Source organism: Macrococcus sp. S115 (assembly GCF_030067655.1).
Classification (GTDB): domain Bacteria; phylum Bacillota; class Bacilli; order Staphylococcales; family Staphylococcaceae; genus Macrococcoides; species Macrococcoides psychrotolerans.
Window position 1 is genome coordinate 492,702 of sequence record NZ_JASJES010000001.1, and the last position, 21,054, is coordinate 513,755.

19 protein-coding genes are annotated in these 21,054 nt (G+C 38.6%); 1 reads left to right on the forward strand and 18 read right to left on the reverse strand.

Going from position 1 to position 21,054, the window contains the following annotated elements:
- The first annotated feature begins 35 nt into the window (after positions 1–35).
- The gene (gene clpP, locus QNJ52_RS02495; protein WP_283719990.1) at positions 36–620 is read left to right on the forward strand and encodes an ATP-dependent Clp endopeptidase proteolytic subunit ClpP; all 585 of its coding nucleotides are present in this window, start codon (positions 36–38) and stop codon (positions 618–620) included.
- Positions 621–702: 82 nt separating this feature from the next.
- Here the strand turns inward: clpP and whiA are convergent, their stop codons facing one another.
- From whiA to secA, 18 genes are all read right to left on the reverse strand, one after another.
- A complete protein-coding gene (whiA, locus tag QNJ52_RS02500) occupies positions 703–1,653 on the reverse strand; it encodes a DNA-binding protein WhiA (protein ID WP_219494106.1) in 951 nt (316 codons plus the stop codon).
- Between the two features lies 1 nt (position 1,654).
- Entirely contained in the window at positions 1,655–2,647 is a 993-nt protein-coding gene (locus QNJ52_RS02505; RefSeq protein WP_283721806.1) for a gluconeogenesis factor YvcK family protein, read from the reverse strand.
- Positions 2,634–3,542 (reverse strand): RNase adapter RapZ, encoded by a 909-nt coding sequence (rapZ, locus tag QNJ52_RS02510; protein ID WP_413474230.1) that lies wholly within the window; start codon positions 3,540–3,542, stop codon positions 2,634–2,636. The genes QNJ52_RS02505 and rapZ overlap by 14 nt, the downstream gene beginning before the upstream one ends.
- Before the next feature lie 80 nt (positions 3,543–3,622).
- Positions 3,623–4,552, reverse strand: coding sequence for a thioredoxin-disulfide reductase (gene trxB / locus QNJ52_RS02515; RefSeq protein WP_219494100.1), 930 nt, complete (start codon positions 4,550–4,552; stop codon positions 3,623–3,625).
- 53 nt (positions 4,553–4,605) lie between these two features.
- The gene (locus QNJ52_RS02520; RefSeq protein ID WP_219494098.1) at positions 4,606–6,024 is read right to left on the reverse strand and encodes a tetratricopeptide repeat protein; all 1,419 of its coding nucleotides are present in this window, start codon (positions 6,022–6,024) and stop codon (positions 4,606–4,608) included.
- A 21-nt stretch (positions 6,025–6,045) separates the two neighbouring features.
- On the reverse strand, positions 6,046–6,519 hold the full coding sequence (locus tag QNJ52_RS02525) for an acyltransferase (RefSeq protein WP_283721807.1): 474 nt from the start codon (positions 6,517–6,519) through the stop codon (positions 6,046–6,048).
- Positions 6,497–7,336 carry a prolipoprotein diacylglyceryl transferase gene (lgt, locus tag QNJ52_RS02530; RefSeq protein ID WP_219494094.1) on the reverse strand — a complete coding sequence of 280 codons (840 nt, stop codon included), beginning with the start codon at positions 7,334–7,336 and terminating at the stop codon, positions 6,497–6,499. Before lgt ends, QNJ52_RS02525 begins: the two co-directional genes overlap by 23 nt.
- Position 7,337: 1 nt before the next feature.
- Complete coding sequence (gene hprK / locus QNJ52_RS02535) at positions 7,338–8,267, reverse strand: HPr(Ser) kinase/phosphatase (protein ID WP_283721808.1); 930 nt, start codon at positions 8,265–8,267, stop codon at positions 7,338–7,340.
- Between the two features lie 155 nt (positions 8,268–8,422).
- Positions 8,423–11,242 (reverse strand): excinuclease ABC subunit UvrA, encoded by a 2,820-nt coding sequence (gene uvrA / locus QNJ52_RS02540; RefSeq protein WP_283721809.1) that lies wholly within the window; start codon positions 11,240–11,242, stop codon positions 8,423–8,425.
- 4 nt (positions 11,243–11,246) lie between these two features.
- Entirely contained in the window at positions 11,247–13,235 is a 1,989-nt protein-coding gene (gene uvrB / locus QNJ52_RS02545) for an excinuclease ABC subunit UvrB (protein ID WP_413474444.1), read from the reverse strand.
- Positions 13,236–13,403: 168 nt separating this feature from the next.
- A complete protein-coding gene (locus QNJ52_RS02550) occupies positions 13,404–13,637 on the reverse strand; it encodes a CsbA family protein (protein WP_219494086.1) in 234 nt (77 codons plus the stop codon).
- Complete coding sequence (locus QNJ52_RS02555) at positions 13,637–14,281, reverse strand: YfbR-like 5'-deoxynucleotidase (protein WP_219494084.1); 645 nt, start codon at positions 14,279–14,281, stop codon at positions 13,637–13,639. Before QNJ52_RS02555 ends, QNJ52_RS02550 begins: the two co-directional genes overlap by 1 nt.
- 10 nt (positions 14,282–14,291) lie before the next feature.
- A complete protein-coding gene (locus QNJ52_RS02560) occupies positions 14,292–14,831 on the reverse strand; it encodes a TlpA family protein disulfide reductase (RefSeq protein WP_283721811.1) in 540 nt (179 codons plus the stop codon).
- Between the two features lie 82 nt (positions 14,832–14,913).
- A complete protein-coding gene (locus QNJ52_RS02565; protein WP_283721812.1) occupies positions 14,914–15,354 on the reverse strand; it encodes a CHAP domain-containing protein in 441 nt (146 codons plus the stop codon).
- A gap of 193 nt (positions 15,355–15,547) precedes the next feature.
- Entirely contained in the window at positions 15,548–16,573 is a 1,026-nt protein-coding gene (locus QNJ52_RS02570; protein ID WP_283721813.1) for a LysM peptidoglycan-binding domain-containing protein, read from the reverse strand.
- 202 nt (positions 16,574–16,775) lie between these two features.
- The gene (gene cccB / locus QNJ52_RS02575) at positions 16,776–17,087 is read right to left on the reverse strand and encodes a cytochrome c551 (protein WP_219494079.1); all 312 of its coding nucleotides are present in this window, start codon (positions 17,085–17,087) and stop codon (positions 16,776–16,778) included.
- 75 nt (positions 17,088–17,162) lie between these two features.
- Positions 17,163–18,264, reverse strand: a protein-coding gene (prfB, locus tag QNJ52_RS02580; protein ID WP_241427483.1) for a peptide chain release factor 2 whose coding sequence is annotated in 2 segments (ribosomal slippage) — positions 17,163–18,191 and positions 18,193–18,264 — 1,101 coding nt in all. Because the reading frame shifts where the segments join, the coding sequence is not laid out codon by codon here.
- A 6-nt stretch (positions 18,265–18,270) separates the two neighbouring features.
- A complete protein-coding gene (gene secA / locus QNJ52_RS02585; RefSeq protein ID WP_219494077.1) occupies positions 18,271–20,799 on the reverse strand; it encodes a preprotein translocase subunit SecA in 2,529 nt (842 codons plus the stop codon).
- Between the last annotated feature and the right edge of the window lie 255 nt (positions 20,800–21,054).

Consider the following 21,054-nt stretch of genomic DNA (forward strand, 5'->3'; position numbering starts at 1 on the left):
ACGAACTTTAAACGAATCTTAAGGAGGATTTACTAATGAACTTAATACCTACAGTAATTGAATCAACAAATCGCGGAGAACGCGCATATGATATTTATTCACGTCTGTTAAAGGACCGTATCATTATGTTAGGATCGGCTATCGATGACAACGTGGCAAACTCTATCGTATCTCAATTATTATTCCTACAAGCACAAGATGCTGAGAAAGATATCTACCTATACATCAACTCACCAGGTGGTAGCGTGACTGCTGGTATGGCTATCTATGATACAATGCAGCACATCAAACCTGATGTACAGACAATCTGTATCGGTATGGCAGCATCGATGGGATCATTCCTACTCGCAGCGGGTACAAAAGGAAAAAGATTCGCTCTACCGAATGCTGAAGTTATGATTCATCAGCCATTAGGTGGCGCACAAGGGCAAGCAACCGAAATTGAAATTGCTGCACGACACATTTTAAAAACTCGCGAAAAATTAAATCGCATCTTAGCTGAACGTACAGGTCAACCTATCGAAAAGATTGAAAAAGACACAGATCGTGATAATTTCTTAACAGCTGATGAAGCGAAAGCTTATGGCTTGATCGACGAAGTTATGCATCCAGCAGAATAAAGATATAAAAATAGCGTGTACTAAGTAAAAGCTCTTAGTACACGCTATTCTTTTGTAGTTAAAATGGAAAATAACTAATATTTTATTTCTTCAGTTCAATATGTTCCCCATTTCTTAATTTCTCAGCAATCTCATCTATCTTTCTTAATCGATGATTCACTCCCGACTTCGATATCACACCGGTAGATACCATCTCGCCAAGTTCTTTCAAGGAGATATCCTGATGTTGAACACGCAGTCTCGCAATCTCTCTTAATCGTTCTGGAAGTTCATCGATACCAACTTCTTCATCAATTAATCGAATATTCTCTACTTGGCGCATTGCAGCACCGATCGTTTTATTTAAGTTGGCCGTTTCACAATTGACAAGACGATTCACGGAATTTCGCATATCTCTGACAATCCTCACATCTTCAAACTTAAGTAATGCCTGATATCCACCTATAATACTCAGAAAGTCTGAGATTTTTTCCGCTTCTTTTAAGTACGAAATATATCCTTTCTTACGTTCCAAAGTCTTCGCATTCAGTCCATAACCATTCATCATTTCTGTTAATCCTTCAGAATGACTTTCATATAACGAGAATATTTCAAGATGATACGAAGATGTCTCTGGGTTATTCACAGATCCTCCTGCTAAAAATGCCCCTCTTAAATAGCTGCGTTTACAACATTCCTCTTTGATCAGTGATTGATCGATATGCTGCACAAACTGGCCATCTTGCAATATGCTTAGTTCATCAAGAATTTCTTTTGTCTTCATCTTGATGCGGCAAATATAGACATTATTTTTCTTTAATTTCATTTTCTTACGTACGAGTAATTCAATATCAACACCGAATATTTTCTTTGTCAAACTATATACACGTCGTGCAATGGCTGCGTTTTCTGATTGTACATTAATCACCCACTGCATATTCTGTATATTTAAATTTCCGTTCATCCGAATGAGCGCGGCAAGTTCTGCTTTACTACAGCAGAGATCTGTCTCTATCCGCGTCAATTCATTCTTCATCTCTGAAGCAAATGACAATTTATTCTCCCTCTTTCTGAGTGAATTCAATTGTACTGATTTCACTTAATGCTAATTCATAAATCATTTCAGCGAGCACTTCATTATTATGACGTACCGCACCTTCCTCGTTGATTTCAACGAGATTATCATCTGTGATAAGCGTGATTCCCAAACGTTTAATATTCTCAGAGTCACACGTTACAAATTTTGAATTACGCTTTTCATAATTCTCGTTAATCTTATTTTGAAGTACAAGTTCATTGGCAATGACAAACTGAATAAATGGGAAGGCAACATGTTTATGAATCGCTTCTATATGGTCTGATACCGAGTAATCTGTCGTTTCACCTGGTTGTGTCATAATATTAGAAACGTAGAGCTTCTTCGCTTTACTTTCAATAACAGCGTCCCCTAGTTCACGGATGACTAAGTTTGGAATGATACTTGTATAAAGACTGCCTGGTCCCAATACAATGAGATCCGCCTCCAGAACTGCATCTATAGCTTCTTGCATCGGTTTGATATATCCAGGTGTCAAGAAGACACTATCTATTCTTTTGAACTTTAAAGGAATAAGAGATTCCCCGACAACAATTTCACCGTCTTCCATTACGGCATTCAATATCGGACTTGTATTTGTCGAAGGAATCACCGTCCCTTTAACGTTCAATATTTTACTTAGTTCTTTGACAGCATGACCGAAATCATCCGTGACGTCTGTCATTGCTGCAATCATTAAGTTGCCTACAGGATGCCCTCCGAGTGTATCCGAATTAAAGCGATACTGAAATAATTTCTCAAGCATGGGTTCTACGTCACTTAAGGCTGCAAGTACATTCCTAATATCTCCAGGTGCAGGGATATCCATGACATCTCTTATCTTACCTGTACTTCCTCCATCATCTGCAACAGTTACAATGGCGGTGATATCAACAGGATATTCTTTAAGCCCTCTCGCCATAACTGAAAGACCTGTACCCCCACCGATAAGACAGACTTTAAGCCTTTTCATTGATCGTTCCCTCAATAAGTGCATCTCTGTGGCGAGTATGAAGCTCAAAGTCAAAGAAGTCCTTTAATTCATTACTGATACGTTCACTTAATGCAACTGAACGGTGCTGTCCACCTGTACATCCGATAGCGATGACAACTTGACTTTTACCTTCGCGCATATAACCAGGAATGACGAACTTCAGCAGATCGATTAATTTCTGGTAGAACATTTCAGTCTCTTTCCATTTCATGACATAGTCATATACAAGGGGATCGAGACCTGTTAATTTTCTCATTTCTTCTATGTAATATGGATTCGGTAAAAACCTCACATCGAATACGATATCAGCATCGATGGGCAATCCATGCTTGAAGCCGAAACTCATCACATTAATCGTGAATATATTATCTTTGCCAGATCCAAAGATTTCAATCACTTTAGAGCGCAATGCTTTTGGCTTATACTCAGAGGTATCAATAATGTGTGTTGCAACCCCTCTTAAATCAGCAAGCAGCATTCTCTCCTCCTGAATCGCATCAATCAATGAAATGTTATCCTGAAGCGGATGTGTACGTCTTGTTTCTTTATAACGAGAAACTAATATTTGATCGCTTGCTTCGACGAATAAAACTTGTACGAGTACTTCATTTAGATTGATAATATTTTGAATTTCTTCTTGTAAACTATTAAAGAAATCTTTCCCACGCAAGTCAATCCCGATAGCTACGCGTGACAGAGATTCTGTATTATTATTCATCAGTTCGATAAACTTCGGCAGCAATATAGGGGGCAGGTTATCAACACAGAAATAACCTAAGTCTTCAAGACATTGAATTGCTACACTTTTCCCCGCACCGCTCATTCCAGTGACAACAACCAGTCGTTTATATGTATCTTCGTTCGACATATACATTCCTCCTCATCTTAATTTCATTCTACATGAATTCATAAAAATAGACACGCACAAAATGCGTATCTATTTTTATGAATATATTAATCATTCAAGCTTTCAATATAATGCTGAGCATTCTGTGCAGCAATACTGCCGTCACCTGTCGCTGTTACGATTTGACGAAGCTTCTTCTGTCTAACGTCACCAGCAGCGAATATTCCAGGAATATTCGTCTCCATCTCTTCATTCGTCATAATATAGCCGATTTCGTCAGTTATACCAAGATGCTGGAATGGTTTTGTCAGTGGCTGCATACCGATATAGATGAATACTCCATCTGTTTCAACATCTGTCTCTTTACCTTCATTATCGATCAATGTTACAGATCCGACTTTTCCTTCTTTTTCGTTGATTGATTTTAACGTACTATTCCAGATAAAATCAATCTTATCATTTTTAAATGCACGTTCCTGAAGAATTTTCTGAGCTCTTAATGTATCTCTTCTATGCACGATTGTTACTTTGTCTGCATATTTCGTTAAATATACACCCTCTTCAACTGCAGAATCTCCCCCACCAATTACTACTAAGTTCTTCTGCTTGAAGAATGCACCATCACACACAGCACAGTAAGATACACCACGTCCACCAAGCTCTGATTCTCCTGGCACACCAATTTTCTTATATTCTGCACCTGTCGCAATAATAACAGCTTTTGCTTTTAACTGCTTGTCACCTAAATCCACAATCTTGTCATCGCCTTCAACAGTAATATTTTTAATATCACCATAAGTATATTCTGCACCGAATTTCTGTGCATGAGAGAACATCTTCGTTGAAAGGTCAGGTCCTGTGATCAAATCAAATCCAGGAAAATTTTCGACATCTGCAGTATTGGCCATCTGTCCACCAGGCATACCACGTTCAATCATAATCGTAGATAGGTTTGCTCTAGACGCATAGACTGCTGCTGTCATCCCGGCTGGACCAGCACCAACAATGATTACGTCATATTCTTTAATTTCACTCATAATTATACCTCCATGTTTGTTCAGTACTTATAATATACATGAATTCCAGATTTTTAAATATTATTTTGCTTGAACTGTTCATACACCTTCATAAAATGGTAGCGCGTCGTGTTAAATTTTTCTATCACCGCACGTTTTGATAATTTTTCATTTCGTGCTCTTTCAAATAAGAAGTAGCAAACCGCTGTATATGCATTGATCTGCTTAAGATTTAATTTTTTGTCTATGATGGCCTCTGCCATATCAATCCATCGCTCCATCAGCTCCAGCCTGCCATCCTGATCATAGATTAATTCAAGACCTCTATGAATGAAGTCTAGTTTAACAAGCTGAATATTATGAAAGATATAAGAGAGATATAACTTTTCGTAATCTCCCATCTCTTCAAGCTGATTCCATACTTTCTGATTGATCATCAACGTCTTATCCTTGAGACGCGATAACAGAAAGATGCCAATAATACGACGGTGCTGATCTTCACTATTTAAAAGCGGCATAACATCATCCATAATATAGGCTTCACCTTCAGCCATCTTACGTGGACTTACACCAGGGTGGCTTACAATCTCACCGAGCTGCTGAAAGAACATATCAGACTGTGATACATAACCAAGTGCATAGCTTGAATAACTTAACGCATGCAGCATCTGTGAACTGTGAAACTTTCCTTTTTGATATAGTGGAAACAGCAGTTGATAGGATTCTGTATATTCCTTCAGGAAACTAAGTACGATACCCAGTTTAAATTTTTCGTCATCGTTAATCGGGATAATCGTTCTAAGTTTCTTCAAATAGGATTCATAAGTTTTCGTCTGATGTGTATTGTATAGCAGTAAAGTATAGTGACAGAGCGCATTAATATCAGCAGGATTTTCCTCAAGTAATTGCTTTAATATCTTTGCCGCTTCATGGTACTTGCTATTAAATAGTAAAGTCATGGCCTTCAAATTGCGCACTTCAGTACGCATCTGAATATTATAAGGCTGAAAATCAATCCATTCTAAGGCAAGATCATAATTCATATGCTCAAAAAAATACTGAAAGATGTAATGGACAACAAAGTTTTCACTTTCTATCTCTACTTTAGTGACGTCATTATAAACGACTTCAAACATTTTTTTCAGCTCGTCAAGATATACATGGTCATCTGTGAGCAGACAATAATACATACCGAATAAAAAGGCTTTATTAGGATCACGTTGTCTAATAAAGAGCTGGCTCAGATCATAGAAGACATCTTCTTCATTAAAATCATCTTTAAAATAATCTATTAGATAATGCTGTGCTTTATCGAAATTACCAAGTTCCGAAAAACAAAAAGCAATGTGCTGTACTGTATCGTATCTGAGATTTAAATCCAGTGATTTTATGAAGAATGAGATGGCCTCTTCGTAATGATGTTCACTCTGCTTCTTTACTCCAATTTGATAATATTCATCTTCAGTTGCTGGAAAACGGATAACATTACTCATCCATCTCACCTCCGTTCGTTATTATTTTATGTGCATCGGATTACCGCATACAAAGGCATTCGCAGGAATATCTTTCGATACAACTGTCATTGCGCCAACCTTCGCACCATCACCTATTGTGACCCCCGGCAAGACTGTAACATTTGCACCAATTAATACATTTCTACCAATCGTAATCTTTCCAGTGCGATACTCGTCCGTCAAATATTCATGTGCAAGTAACGTTGCATTATACCCAATGATTGAGTTATCACCTATTTTTATCAGTTCAGGAAACATCAGATCAGGCATCGCCTTATAAGCAAATGACACATGATGTCCGAGCTGCATCTTCAGACATTTACTGAACAGGTAATGTTTCCATTTCACTGATGGCAGAATGCGACACAATTCAATAACAACAAAGTTACGGCAAACCTTAAAGAATGAGACCGTCTTATACATCTGCCATAACGGGTTAGGCCCCTCTAATCTATAGCGATTTAACTGACGCATAAGCGGAGCTCCTTATAGGTTCATTTACTTCACCATAACGCGGCAGTCGATATTTATAATTACGATAGAGCCATATTAAAGTCGCTGCAATCATAATCACGATCGAAATCACTTGGGCAATACGCAGATTTGATGTGAGCATCAAACTATCTGTTCTTAATCCTTCCACAAACACACGCCCAATCGAATACCATATCGTATATAAAAGAAATGTCTGACCAATCTTCAGTCGTTTACGTATCAATAATAATATAACAAATCCTGTGAAGCTCCATAACGATTCATAGAGGAAGGTCGGATGATAATATGCTCCACCAATATTCATCTGATCGATTATAAATTTTGGTAAATGCAATGACTCCAGGAAATCTCTTGAAACCATACCACCATGAGCTTCCTGATTCATAAAGTTTCCCCACCTACCAATTGCCTGTCCGAGAATGATACTCGGTGCCGCAATATCTCCAAGCTGAAAAAACGATATTCCTTTCTTTTTACATAAGAAATATGCCATACCAATTGCACCGATCAAACCACCGTGTATTGCTATGCCACCGTTCATAATCAACGGAATTTCAGAAAAATGATCCTGATAATAATCCCATTTAAATAATACATAATAGATACGAGCACAAATTATCCCCGAAATGATAGACCACATGACAATATCGATCAACGTATCTTCTTTAAAATGCTTTTTTTCTGTCTCTTTTTGAGCGATAAGATATCCGACTAAAATACCAAATGCAATAATAATACCGTACCATCTTACAGGATAGCCAAAGAGCTCGAATGCAACTGGATTAAATGGTGTCATGTTAAATCTCCTTTATCGACTGCTTTCTAATTTGTTCATTCAGGCGTTCATTAAAATCTTTTGCGGTGTTTGTTCCCATCTTATTGAGACGATAGTTCATCGCAGCAACTTCTATGATTACTGCTAAGTTACGCCCTGGTCTGATAGGGATCGTCTTCTTCGTAATTTGAGAATCAAGGATCGATAATTTTTCTTCGATTAATCCTATGCGGTCGTAAACTTTATCTTTATCCCATGTTTCTAGATTCATATTGAGCATTAGACGTTTCTCTGGAAGGACACTCCCTGCGCCAAATAAGGTCATTACATTGATGATTCCTAGTCCTCTAATTTCAAGAAGATGTTCTATCAGCTTTGGTGCTTTGCCCATCAGTACATTACGTGAAACTTCCTTTATCTCCACATTGTCATCTGCAACGAGTCGATGTCCACGCTTGACAAGTTCCAGTGCTGTCTCACTCTTACCTACTCCAGAATCACCGGTAATCAATACACCTACCCCATATACATCGACCAGAACTCCGTGCATCGTCGTTTCAGGCGCAAGCTCACTCTCAAGATAAGATGTAATCTTGCTGATTAAACTTGTCGTCGCTTCTTTGCTCTGCAGGAGTGGTGTCCCTTTACGATTACATGCATCGATTAGTTCCTGCGGGGCCGGAATGTTTCTTGTTAAGATAATACACGGTGTTTCCTTACGACAAAGCTTTACCATTCGTTCTGCACGTTCTTCCTTCGACAACGTTTCAAAGAAAGACATCTCAGTCGTCCCCAGTATTTGTATGCGATCGGAAGAATAGTGAGAGAAGAAGCCTGCCATCTCAAGGCCCGGTCGCGAAATATCTGCATTAGCCACCGGGATTTCTATTGCGACATTGCCCGCTAAAAACTTAAGGTCAAATTTATCAATTAGTTCTATACTTGTTATCATAATTATCCTCACTTTCTCTTATCATTTATATTAAATAACTTTATATCAATTTACAATTCATAATCACCAACAAAACCCGAGCGCTGCAGAAAATTATTAACAATTTCTACAGCGCCCGGGTTTAGCTAGAGATGATTTGACAATGATCTCAACAGTTATTTCTCTATATGATGTTTTAAATATTGACCTGTGTATGACTCACGCACTTGCATAATCTGTTCTGGAGTGCCGCTTGCGATAATCTGTCCACCGTTATCTCCACCTTCTGGACCGAGGTCAACAATGTAATCGGCCATCTTGATGACGTCCAGATTATGCTCGATGATCAGAACCGTATCCCCATTGTCAACAAGTTGCTGCAAAACTTTCAGTAGCCTTGCAATATCATCAACGTGTAATCCAGTCGTCGGTTCATCTAGAATATATAACGTTTTACCTGTACTGCGTTTATGCAGTTCCGAAGCTAATTTGACACGTTGTGCCTCACCCCCTGAAAGTGTTGTAGCAGGTTGTCCAAGCTGAATATATCCTAGTCCGACGTCCATGATGGTCTTAAGTTTACGCTTAATCTTAGGAATGTTCTCAAAGAAATGATACGCATCTTCTATCGTCATCTCGAGTATATCTGCAATATTCTTATCTTTATATTTCACTTCCAGCGTTTCACGATTATAGCGTTTGCCATGGCAGACTTCGCATGGCACATAGACGTCAGGAAGAAAGTGCATCTCTATCTTGATAATGCCGTCTCCGTGACAAGCCTCACAGCGTCCGCCTTTAACGTTAAAGCTGAATCGACCTTTTTGATAGCCTCTTAACTTCGCTTCATTCGTCTGCGCAAAGACATCACGTATATCATCAAAGAGACTCGTATACGTCGCAGGATTTGAACGTGGTGTTCTACCTATAGGAGATTGATCAATATCGATTATCTTATCAATATGCTCTATCCCCTTTACCGCTTTATGAGGTCCCGGTTTTTCTTTCGATTTATATAGCTTCTGAGCAAGTGCCTTATACAGCACATCGTTAACAAGCGTACTCTTTCCGGAACCGGAGACTCCGGTTACCACCGTCATCATACCCAGTGGAATCTGAACGTCCACGTCCTTCAAGTTATTACTTATTGCACCTTCTACCGATAAGAATCTTCCATCCGGTGTACGTCTTTTTTCAGGAAGCTCTATTTTTTTTGCACCGCTCAAATACTGACCTGTCAGCGATTTCTTGTTCTTCATCACTTGCTTAGGTGTACCTTGTGCGACAATCTCTCCTCCGTGCACGCCGGCTCCTGGACCAATGTCAATCAAATAATCAGCGGCAAGCATCGTATCTTCATCATGTTCAACGACAATAAGGGTATTCCCAATATCTCTCATCGATTTCAATGTATCAATGAGACGGTCGTTATCTCTCTGATGCAGACCTATGGACGGTTCATCCAGAACATACATTACACCTGTTAATCTTGAACCAATCTGCGTTGCAAGTCGGATACGTTGGGCTTCTCCACCAGAAAGCGTTCCTGCTGTTCTATTTAAAGTGAGGTATTCCAGCCCTACATTATATAAGAACGCCAACCTTTCAGTGATTTCTTTCAGCACGAGTTCAGCAATTTGCTGTTCTTTCTTTGAAAGTTCAAGCTTACTGAAATATTGTAATGCCTCTCTGATAGATAACGTTACAACTTCTCCTATATGCTGATTATTAATCTTAACACTCATCGCTTCTTCAGAAAGACGATAGCCATGACACGTATCACAGACCTCATCCACCATATATTTCTTCATCTGTTCACGTGTATATTCTGAAGGACTTTCCTTGTATCTACGTTCGATATTATTCACAATACCTTCAAACTTCATTACACGTTTACGTGATACACCATTATCCTGTCTGAATGTAAAGGAAATATCGTCTGAATGTCCATACAGGATGATGTCCTGATCTTTCTTAGATAAATCTCTAAAAGGTGCTTTCATAGAAATTCCAAAATGTTTACATGCCTGCTTGAGTAATGTCGGATAATAGTTCGAACTGATGGGCTCCCATGGCACTAATGCACCATTTGTTAATGATTTGCTATCATCAGGAATGACAAGATTTAAATCAACTGTTAATTTTGTACCTAGTCCATCACAATCGGGACATGCACCAAACGGGCTATTAAACGAGAACATTCGAGGTTCTAGCTTATCTATTGAAAATCCACAAATTGGACAGGCATGATGCTCTGAAAACTTCAATTCATCTCCGTCGATCAAATCAATGACAACGTTACCTTCTGCAAGTTTCAATGCATTTTCGAGAGAATCTGCCAGGCGGGTCTCAATGCCTGGTTTCACAACAAGTCGGTCTACGATAACATGGATATCATGATTTGTATTTTTATTGAGATCGATTGTTTCAGAAGCATCATAAACTTCACCATCTACCATGATACGTGCATATCCTTTTTTTGAGATCTCTTCTATGAGTTTCTTGTGCGTTCCCTTTCGGCCCTGCACTATTGGAGCCATAACTTGTATCTTTGTTCTTTCCTCTAATGCCATAACTTGATCCACCATCTGCTGTACCGTCTGTGACTCGATAGGGATACCATGATTCGGACAATAAGGTGTGCCGATTCTAGCATATAGCAGTCTTAAATAATCATAAATTTCTGTAACAGTTGCAACTGTACTTCTCGGGTTCTTACTTGTTGTCTTCTGGTCAATCGAAATTGCAGGGGATAAACCTTCTATCGTATCCACATCCGGTTTATCCATCTGTCCTAAGAATTGTCTGGCATATGCACTCAATGATTCCACATATCTACGCTGACCTTCAGCATAGATGGTATCGAATGCAAGACTAGATTTACCTGAACCTGATAATCCTGTCATAACAATGAGTTTATCTCTCGGAATTTCAATATCAACATTCTTTAAATTATGCGCTCTTGCGCCTTTGACGATAATAGATTTATTCTTCATCCGCTCACCCTTCTGCTTTTAACTCAAACAGTGCATCTCTGAGTTCTGTAGCACGTTCAAAATCTAAAGCTTTTGCCGCTTCTTTCATTTCATGTTCAAGCTGCTCTATTGTACGTGCTCTTTCCTTCTTCGTTAATTTCTTCTTCTGTACGGGTTTTTGTTCCTCATCTGTTTCTAATGTGGCACTGATGACATCACGAATCTTCTTATTGATGGTTGTCGGAGTTATTCCATGTTCTTCATTATATGCTTCTTGTATCGAACGACGACGTGATGTTTCATCAATCGCAAACTGCATAGACTCTGTTATCTTATCTGCATACATAATGACGCGCCCCTGTTCATTTCGGGCAGCACGTCCAATCGTCTGAATCAATGAACGCTGACTGCGCAAAAATCCTTCTTTGTCCGCATCTAATATCGCGACGAGCGACACTTCGGGAATATCCAGACCTTCTCTAAGCAGGTTGATGCCGACCAATACATCAAATACTCCTAGTCTTAGATCACGGATAATCTCTATACGCTCTAACGTCTTAATCTCTGAATGCAGGTAATTAACTTTTATTCCAGCTTCTTTTAAGTAAATTGTTAAGTCTTCACTCATTTTCTTAGTAAGTGTCGTAATAAGTACACGCTCATTCTTTTCGATACGCACACGAATCTCTTCCATCAAATCATCTATCTGATGTTGTGATGGTCGCACTTCTATAATAGGATCCAGCAATCCTGTCGGTCGGATAATTTGTTCCACCATCTCGTCTGTATGCTCAATCTCATAAGGACCAGGTGTAGCAGAAACATAGAGAAACTGATGTCCTTTTTGTTCAAACTCTTCAAACTTCAGCGGACGATTATCCAGCGCGCTCGGCAATCTGAAACCATGCTCTACGAGAACATTCTTTCTCGCCTGATCCCCATTATACATACCACGAACTTGTGGCACCGTAACATGAGACTCATCCATCATGATCAGCCAGTCGTCACCGAAATAATCCAGCAACGTATATGGCGTCGACCCTCTAGGTCTTAAAGTCAGATGTAAAGAATAGTTTTCTATTCCTGAGCAAAAGCCCATTTCTCGCATCATTTCAAGATCGTAATTCGTACGTTGTTCAAGTCTCTGTGCCTCAAGCAGCTTCCCCTCGTCACGAAACTTCTTCAGTTGTTCCTCTAGTTCCTTCTCTATTCTTTCAATCGCAAGCTTCATCTTCTCTTCACGTGTGACGAAGTGACTTGCCGGGAATATCGCAAAGTGCTCTCGTTCTTTCAGCACTTCACCTGTTAAATAATTGATTTCACGTATGCGTTCTATCTCATCACCGAAGAACTCGATACGTATACACTGCTCATCACGAGATGCAGGAAAGATTTCCACAACATCTCCTCGAACACGAAATGTACCACGACGAAAATCTATATCATTACGCGTATACTGCACATCTACAAGCTTGCGTAATAATTGGTTGCGTTCCATCTCCATACCTACACGTACGCTGACAACAAGATCCCGATACTCTTCTGGGTTCCCTAAACCATATATACAGCTGACGGAAGAAATAATAATCACATCATCACGCTCAAATAAGGCACTTGTCGCTGAGTGACGTAACTTATCAATTTCATCGTTAATCGATGCGTCTTTCTCTATAAATGTATCTGTAGAAGGTACATAAGCTTCGGGCTGATAATAATCATAGTAACTTACAAAATATTCAACTCTGTTCTCTGGGAAAAACTCTTTAAACTCACTATAGAGCTGACCTGCTAATGTTTTATTATGCGCCATGATCAGCGTAGGTTTACCGATACGTTCAATGACATTACTCATCGTAAACGTCTTCCCTGTACCAGTAGCACCCAATAACGTCTGATAGCGTTTACCTTCTTTGATTCCTTGTACGATTTTCTCTATCGCATCAGGCTGATCTCCTGCTGGCTGATAGTCTGAATGTATCTTAAAGTCATGATGTTCCATACGTCCCCTCCTCATCGATTTACATTTTACCAAAATATACGCTTAAGGTACAAACATTTGTTCGTAAATCTTCATTCGTTTAACGTGCATCATATGACAAAACCCGATAAACGTATAGACACTATTAAATGTCTTGCATTTACCGGATTCTATTTTGAAAAGTCGCCTTTAGTATTCAACTTCCTATGTTTGATTATCTTTATCCAGGTTGTACATCTCTACGAACAAATAGCCGACTATCAGGCTCAGCGTATCTAAAAACACAATCATCTGTGAATGAAAGAATCCTTTGTAAACAGATACGCCGATAACAATAACCGACAACAGTAATCCTGTATATTTATTACGTACAATCATACTGAAACAAATCACCAGAAATGCAGGTAATGTACATGCTAATATATACCATATTGTCATTATATATTGTCCTTTTGCTGCAAGATTGCCATCGTTATTTCACGCAGTTCAGATCTTGGAATAAATTTCTCCTGAAGCATATCCGGAAGAATATTATCCAGAAAATCCTGCACACAATAAAGGTGCTTGAATTTTATAATCGTTCTTAAACTTTTGTCATAAATTTCAAAGTATAATGGTTCTGGGTTCCGCTTTTGAATCTCTCCAAAAGATTCATATAACAAATCAATCTTATCTGCTACAGACAGAATCTGACCTTCAAGTGTATCGTCTTTACCTTCTTTTAAGCGTTCTCGATATATTTCTCTATAAGCTTCCGGAAACTCACTGTCAATAAACTTACCGATCATTTCTTCTTCAACTTCACTGAATAAGCGTTTCAATTCTTTCGACGCATATTTAACAGGCGTCTTTATATCTCCGGTGAAGATTTCAGGGTAATCATGGTTTAATGCTTTCTCATATACATTTTTCCAGTTAATCTCTGCGCCATGATACTCCTCGACAGTTGCTAAGTATTGTGCAATCTTAGTGACCTTAAATGAATGTGCGGCAACATTATGTTCCTGGTATTTAAATTTGCCGGGACATCGTATTAACTTTTCCAGATCCGACAAACTTTTGAAATATTGATGGACACCCATTGAATCCCTCCTATTGAATCTGCATGATAATTTCTTCTATTTTCTGTTGATTAAGTTCGCCTACATATGTCTTCAATACTTTACCTTGTTTATCGACGAATACCGTCGTAGGAATATTGTAGATTTTATATCGTTTCATCGACGCTTCATCTAACGTGTACATCGGATATGTCGGTTTATAGTTATCGATAAACGCGTCTCTTTTTTCTATTTTATCCTGCACGTTGAATCCAATAAGACCGACATGATTAGGTTTCTCTTTTCCATACGTCACAAGCTCAGGCATCTCTTTCTTACACGGCTCGCACCACGATGCCCAAACATTGATTATCGTAATATCATGTTTTAAAAGTGATGCAATTTCTTTTTTCTGACCATTCATATCTGTAACAGCTATATCACCAATCTGCTTATTATTAAGCGGGTGATTATGTGTCACAATATTACCCGGCTTCTCATTGCCTTTATTAAATTGTATTACAGTATAAATTGAATAAGTTGCTAGTGCAACAAATATAGCAGCTAACAGAATTGTTATCAATCTTCTCATAGGACACCTCATGACATATTATAACAAAAAAACCTTACAACACGAACGGTGTGTAAGATTTAATCATTTTAATATTATTTTATTAGTAAATATATTCAAACTGAGAGCGCTGTGCTTTTGAAATTGTTCTATAAGTCTTCACGCCACTACGTGGATAGTTCATTTCAGAGACGAGTATACTTCCATTGCGATTGATACGTTCTACAACTGCTGCATGCCCATGATAACCTTTTTGAGAAATCATGACTGCACCATATACAGGCGTACGACTCACTTTATAACCCATTCGTCGTGCATTCGATGGCCAGTATTTTGCACTGTTCCAATTGTTACTTACAGGACGTTTAAGTTGTGCACGTCTATTAAACGCATAATATACACAGCTCCCTTTATAATAATAATTGTATCCAGCTTTCTTTACAGGATTATTATAAGCATGTGCCTGTTGACTATTTGGATAAATTGCTTCAGTTGTAGTCCCCAGCATGATTATTGCAATTATTGAAAGTATAACTTTTTTCATGTAATATCCTCCGGTTGTTTTATTAGCTAAATAGATATTACCATATAGAAAAAGCGAAAAATTCAATGTAACTTACATGTAATATATGGTTAATACAACTAACATATAATAATTTGATTATTACATAATGATTGCAGCTACAAGTTAATTGTTAAAATTAAAAAAATCATGGGACAGGTTGTCCCATGACTTATTAGAATCTGTAATATCCTGCTACTGAACCATTTACGTAACTTACTGGACGTTGTCCAATACCTTCAGATGGATTTAAAGCATCGATCATTTGACCGTTACCAATGTATACCCCAACGTGGCTTCCACCATTGAAATATACTAAATCTCCTGCTTGAGGTGTTGAAACACGTGTTCCTGCAGCCATTTGTGCATATGTTGTACGTGGAATTGATTTCCCTTGAGCAGCGAGTACTTGTTGAGCAAATGCTGAACAATCTACTGCACTAGCAGAATTCGCACCGTAAACATAAGATTTTCCTGCCGCTATACCATTTGCGACTTGCGCTACATTACCATTTACAGGTGCTTTATAGCTCTTCGCTGGTGCTTGGTATGACTGTTGCGCTGGTGCTGCCGTTTGCTGTGCTGGTGCTTGGTATGACTGTTGTGCTGGCGCTTGGTATGACTGTTGTGCTGGCGCTTGGTATGACTGTTGTGCTGGCGCTTGGTATGACTGTTGTGCTGGCGCTTGGTATGACTGTTGTGCTGGCGCTGCCGTTTGTTGCGCTGGTGCTTGGTATGATTGTTGTACTGGCGCTTGGTATGACTGTTGCGCTGGTGCTTCAGCTTGTTGTGCTACTGGTGCGTTCGCTTGTGTAACAGGTTGAACTGTTTCTGATTGAACTTTAGCAATAGGTGCTGTCAAGTTTAACTTTGTACCTACTTCAATCGTATCTGAAGTTAAGTTGTTCCATGACATAATATCATTCACTGTTAAATCAAATTGAGATGCGATTTTGTGTAATGTATCGCCTTTTTTAACTGTATAAGTATCAGTATTCTCTACCTTTAATGTTTGTCCCACTAAGATAAGATCGCTATTTAAATTATTTAATGTTTTAAGTGCATCTACGCTTGTACCATTCTCTTGTGCAATCGCCCATAATGTGTCACCTGCTTGAACATGATGTTCACTTGCGTATGCTTGTGAAGCTACTCCTGTAACTGCCGTGATTCCCGCAATCGTAACTAATGCTTTTTTCATTATATGTGTTGCCTCCTGAGTTTTAGTGTTCTTAGTAAATTTCTACAAGACATAATATACCATATCCTTACACAATATCTACCAATGTAATATTTTTGTAATGTAATCGTTATGCTTCTATCATAGAACGTAATTTTCAGAAATATCATTTCATAACGAAAAAAGTAGATGAAATATTAATCATTTCACCTACTTTATATTATTATTTCTGTTTTGCTAAATATGCTGCAACTTTTTTTGCATCTTCGCCATCGACTACTTTTGCTGGCATATTCCCTTTACCTTTAATGATGATATCATGAATTTGCTGCTCAGAGTATTTGCTGCCTACCTCTTGTAGATTCGGCCCGCTTGCACCTTCAAGGTTACGTCCATGACACCCTACACAGGAATTATTTGCATAAATTTCTTGTCCCGGATCAGATGAAGTAGTCTTCTTCTCCGCTTCATCTGATCCGCATGCTGCAAGACCTAATAACGATAAAGTAATGATACCTGCATATAATTTTTTCATTGGTCAGCCCCCTAATTTATGATTACTTTAATTATAGCTTATAATTCATAAAAAAGGAAAATTTATAAAATAATCTTACAACTGACTCTTTAAGTATGCATCGATAAATAAATCTATATCGCCATCCATTACCGCATTTGTATTTCCGGTTTCAGCGTTTGTTCTATGGTCTTTTACCATAGCATACGGGTGGAATACGTATGAACGGATCTGGCTTCCCCAGCCAATCTCTTTTTGTTCACCACGGATGGCTGCAAGCTCTGCTTCTTGTTCTTCTATTTTCTTTTGATAAAGTTTCGCTTTAAGCATCTTCATTGCTTGCTCTCTATTCTTTATTTGAGAACGTTCATTCTGACAGGTTACTACAATACCTGTCGGCTGATGCGTAATACGCACGGCTGAATCCGTTGTATTAACGTGCTGCCCTCCAGCGCCACTTGCACGATACGTATCGATCTTAATGTCTTCTGTATTAATTTCAATCTCAATATTGTCATTGTCAAACTCTGGTGTAACATCACATGAAACGAATGAAGTATGACGGCGTCCGGATGAGTCAAAGGGAGAAATCCTTACGAGACGATGAACACCTTTTTCAGCCTTTAAATAGCCGTAAGCATTATGTCCTTTAATCAGTAAGGTCACACTTTTAATCCCCGCTTCATCCCCCGGTAAGTAATCTACAGTTTCAACTTTGAAACCCTTTTTATCCGCAAATCGTTGATACATCCTTAACAGCATTTCTCCCCAGTCCTGTGATTCTGTACCACCAGCACCTGGATGCAATTCTAATATTGCATTATTCGCATCAAATTCTCCACTCAATAACATCTTAAGTTCAAAGTCATTCGCAATTTGCTGGAGTGTATTGAGCTGCTCGATGAGTTCCTGATGTGTATCCTCATCTGTTTCTTCTTTATACATCTCAAACAGCACTTCACTGTTTTCCAGTCCTTCTTCGAGTGTACTAAACTCCTGAACAACTGATTTAAGTGCATTATTCTTATTGATGATATCTTGAGCCTTATCTCCATCATTCCAGAAATCCGGGTCAGACATCATTTCTTCGTATTCCTTAATATTCGTCTCTTTTTCTTCTAAGTCAAAGAGACCCCCTGAAACTATCAATCTTTTCAGTCAAAGTTTCAAGTGTATTTTTTATTTCAAATTGTTCCAAATCAATTTACCCTCTTCCGTGACAATTTTTATATTTCTTTCCACTACCACAAGGACAAGGTTCATTACGACCGATATCTGGTTCTGATTTAACTTTTGGCTGTTGCTTCACTTTTTCTTTGCCATCATTTGCAACCATCGCTTCACCTTTACCGACTTGTTCTCGTTCTACTTGTTCTCCTCTATCAACGATTGATTTCAGAATGTATTTCGAAACATCATCTTCAATAGATTCAAGCATTGTATCAAACAAAGTTAATCCTTCGTTCTGATATTCACGAAGTGGGTTAATCTGACCATAACTACGCAGGTGAATTCCTGTACGTAACTGATCCATCGTATCGATATGATCTGTCCATTTCATATCAATCGTACGTAACATGATCATGCGTTCAAACTCATGGAACTGCTCCTGCAATTCTACTTTTTGATGTTCATATTGCGCCATAACTTTACTCATTACAATGTCATAGATTTCTTCGTTATCTCGTCGACTAATCTCGTCAACTGATAGTGCGCCTTCTGTCAGATACATATCTTCTGCATAATTTTTAAAAGCTTCATAATCATGTGTACTCTCATCACCGGTAAAGTGGTAGTCCACTGCACGACGCACAGATTGTTCAATCATTGCTTTCACTTGATCTGAACAATCATCTTTCTCAAGGATTTCATTACGTTCCGCATAGATGATCTCACGTTGCTTACGCAATACATCATCATATTCTAACGTACGTTTACGGCTATCATAGTTATTTCCTTCAACACGTTTTTGAGCAGATTCTACAGCGCGCGACACCATCTTAGATTCAATCGGCTGATCATCATTCATGCCGAGCTTTGTCATCATCGTAGACATACGTTCCGAACCAAAACGAACCATCAGTTCATCTTGTAACGACAAATAGAATCTAGAATAACCCGGGTCTCCTTGACGTCCTGCACGACCACGTAACTGATCGTCAATACGGCGAGACTCATGGCGTTCGGTACCGATAACTGCTAAGCCACCGCGTTCTTTAACGCCCTCTCCGAGCTTGATATCCGTACCACGACCTGCCATATTCGTTGCGATGGTCACAGCACCTTTTTGACCTGCATTTTGTACAATTTCAGCTTCTCGTTCATGGTTTTTCGCATTCAATACGTTATGGCGTATCCCTTTTTTCTTTAGCAACTCTGAAATATATTCACTTGTTTCAACTGCCACAGTACCTAATAAGACAGGTTGTCCTTCTTTATGACGACGAATCACTTCATCCACAACAGCATGGAACTTCCCTTTTTCTGAAGCGTAGATCAAATCAGCACCATCAATACGTTGTACGGGTTTGTTAGTAGGGATCTGAGTAACGGCCATATTATAGATATTTAATAATTCTTCTTCTTCGGTTTTTGCAGTCCCGGTCATCCCCGATAGTTTATTATACATACGGAAGAAGTTCTGGAATGTAACAGAAGCCATCGTCTTAGATTCATTTTGAATTTCAACTGCTTCTTTCGCTTCAATCGCCTGGTGTAACCCTTCAGAGAATCGACGACCCGGCATTGTACGGCCTGTAAACTGATCAACGATGACAATCTCGCCATCCTCTACAACATAGTCGATATCCTTTAACATAGCGCGTTGTGCCTTTAAAGCAATGTTAATATGATGCATTAAGTTAACATTCTTTACATCATATAAATTATCAACCTTAAACATACGTTCTGCTTTATCGATACCATTTTCAGTTAACTGAATACCTTTTGTCTTCTCATCATAGTTGTAATCAACTTCATCTTTAAGCATCTTAACAAAGACATTGGCCTGAATGTACATGCTCGTCGATTTCTCCGCTTGACCCGAAATAATTAAAGGCGTACGCGCTTCGTCAATTAAGATTGAGTCAACCTCATCAATAATCGCGAAGTTCAGTGGACGCATAACACGTTCTTCCTTATATGTCACCATGTTATCACGCAAATAATCAAACCCAAGTTCATTATTCGTACTATATGTAATATCACAAGCATAGGCTGCACGTTTTTCTTCCGTAGTTAAACTATTTAAATTAACACCTACCGTTAGTCCTAAAAAATTATATAGGTGAGACATTTCTTCTGCTTGTACACTTGCTAGATACTCATTGACTGTAACAACATGTACACCACGACCTGTAAGCGCATTTAAATAAACCGGCATCGTCGCCGTTAACGTCTTACCTTCACCGGTTCTCATCTCTGCAATGTCACCGCGATGAATTGCCACTCCCCCCATAATTTGTACCGGGAAAGGGAACATTCCTAAAACACGACGTGATGCTTCACGCACTACTGCGTATGCTTCAGGTAAAATCTTATTTAAATAAGCTTCTTGTTGTTTATATTCTTCTATATTTTGTAATTCTACTTGATATTCTTTCGTTTTATTCTGCAATGCTTCATCTGATAAAGATTTCATCTCTTCTTCGAAAGCCTGCACTTGATCAGCAACTTTTCTCAAGGATTTTACTTCCTTCTTGTTGCCGTCAAACATCTTCTTAATAAATCCCATCGTGTTCTCTCCTTTAGTTACAAAGTACATTTGTATACAACATATAACTATAGCATGTATTTAATTGTAATTGAAATATAAAGGTTATGACAAAAGCGTTATGAGCTATAGCAAAATACAGGATATGCAAAGAAAATGGTTTGTGTTTTCTGCATGGCCTGGATTCTGTCGTAAGCTCAGCTTTTGGAATACCGTCAACAAGGTTATGACAAAAGCGTTATGAGCTATAGCAAAATACAGGACATGCAAAGAAAG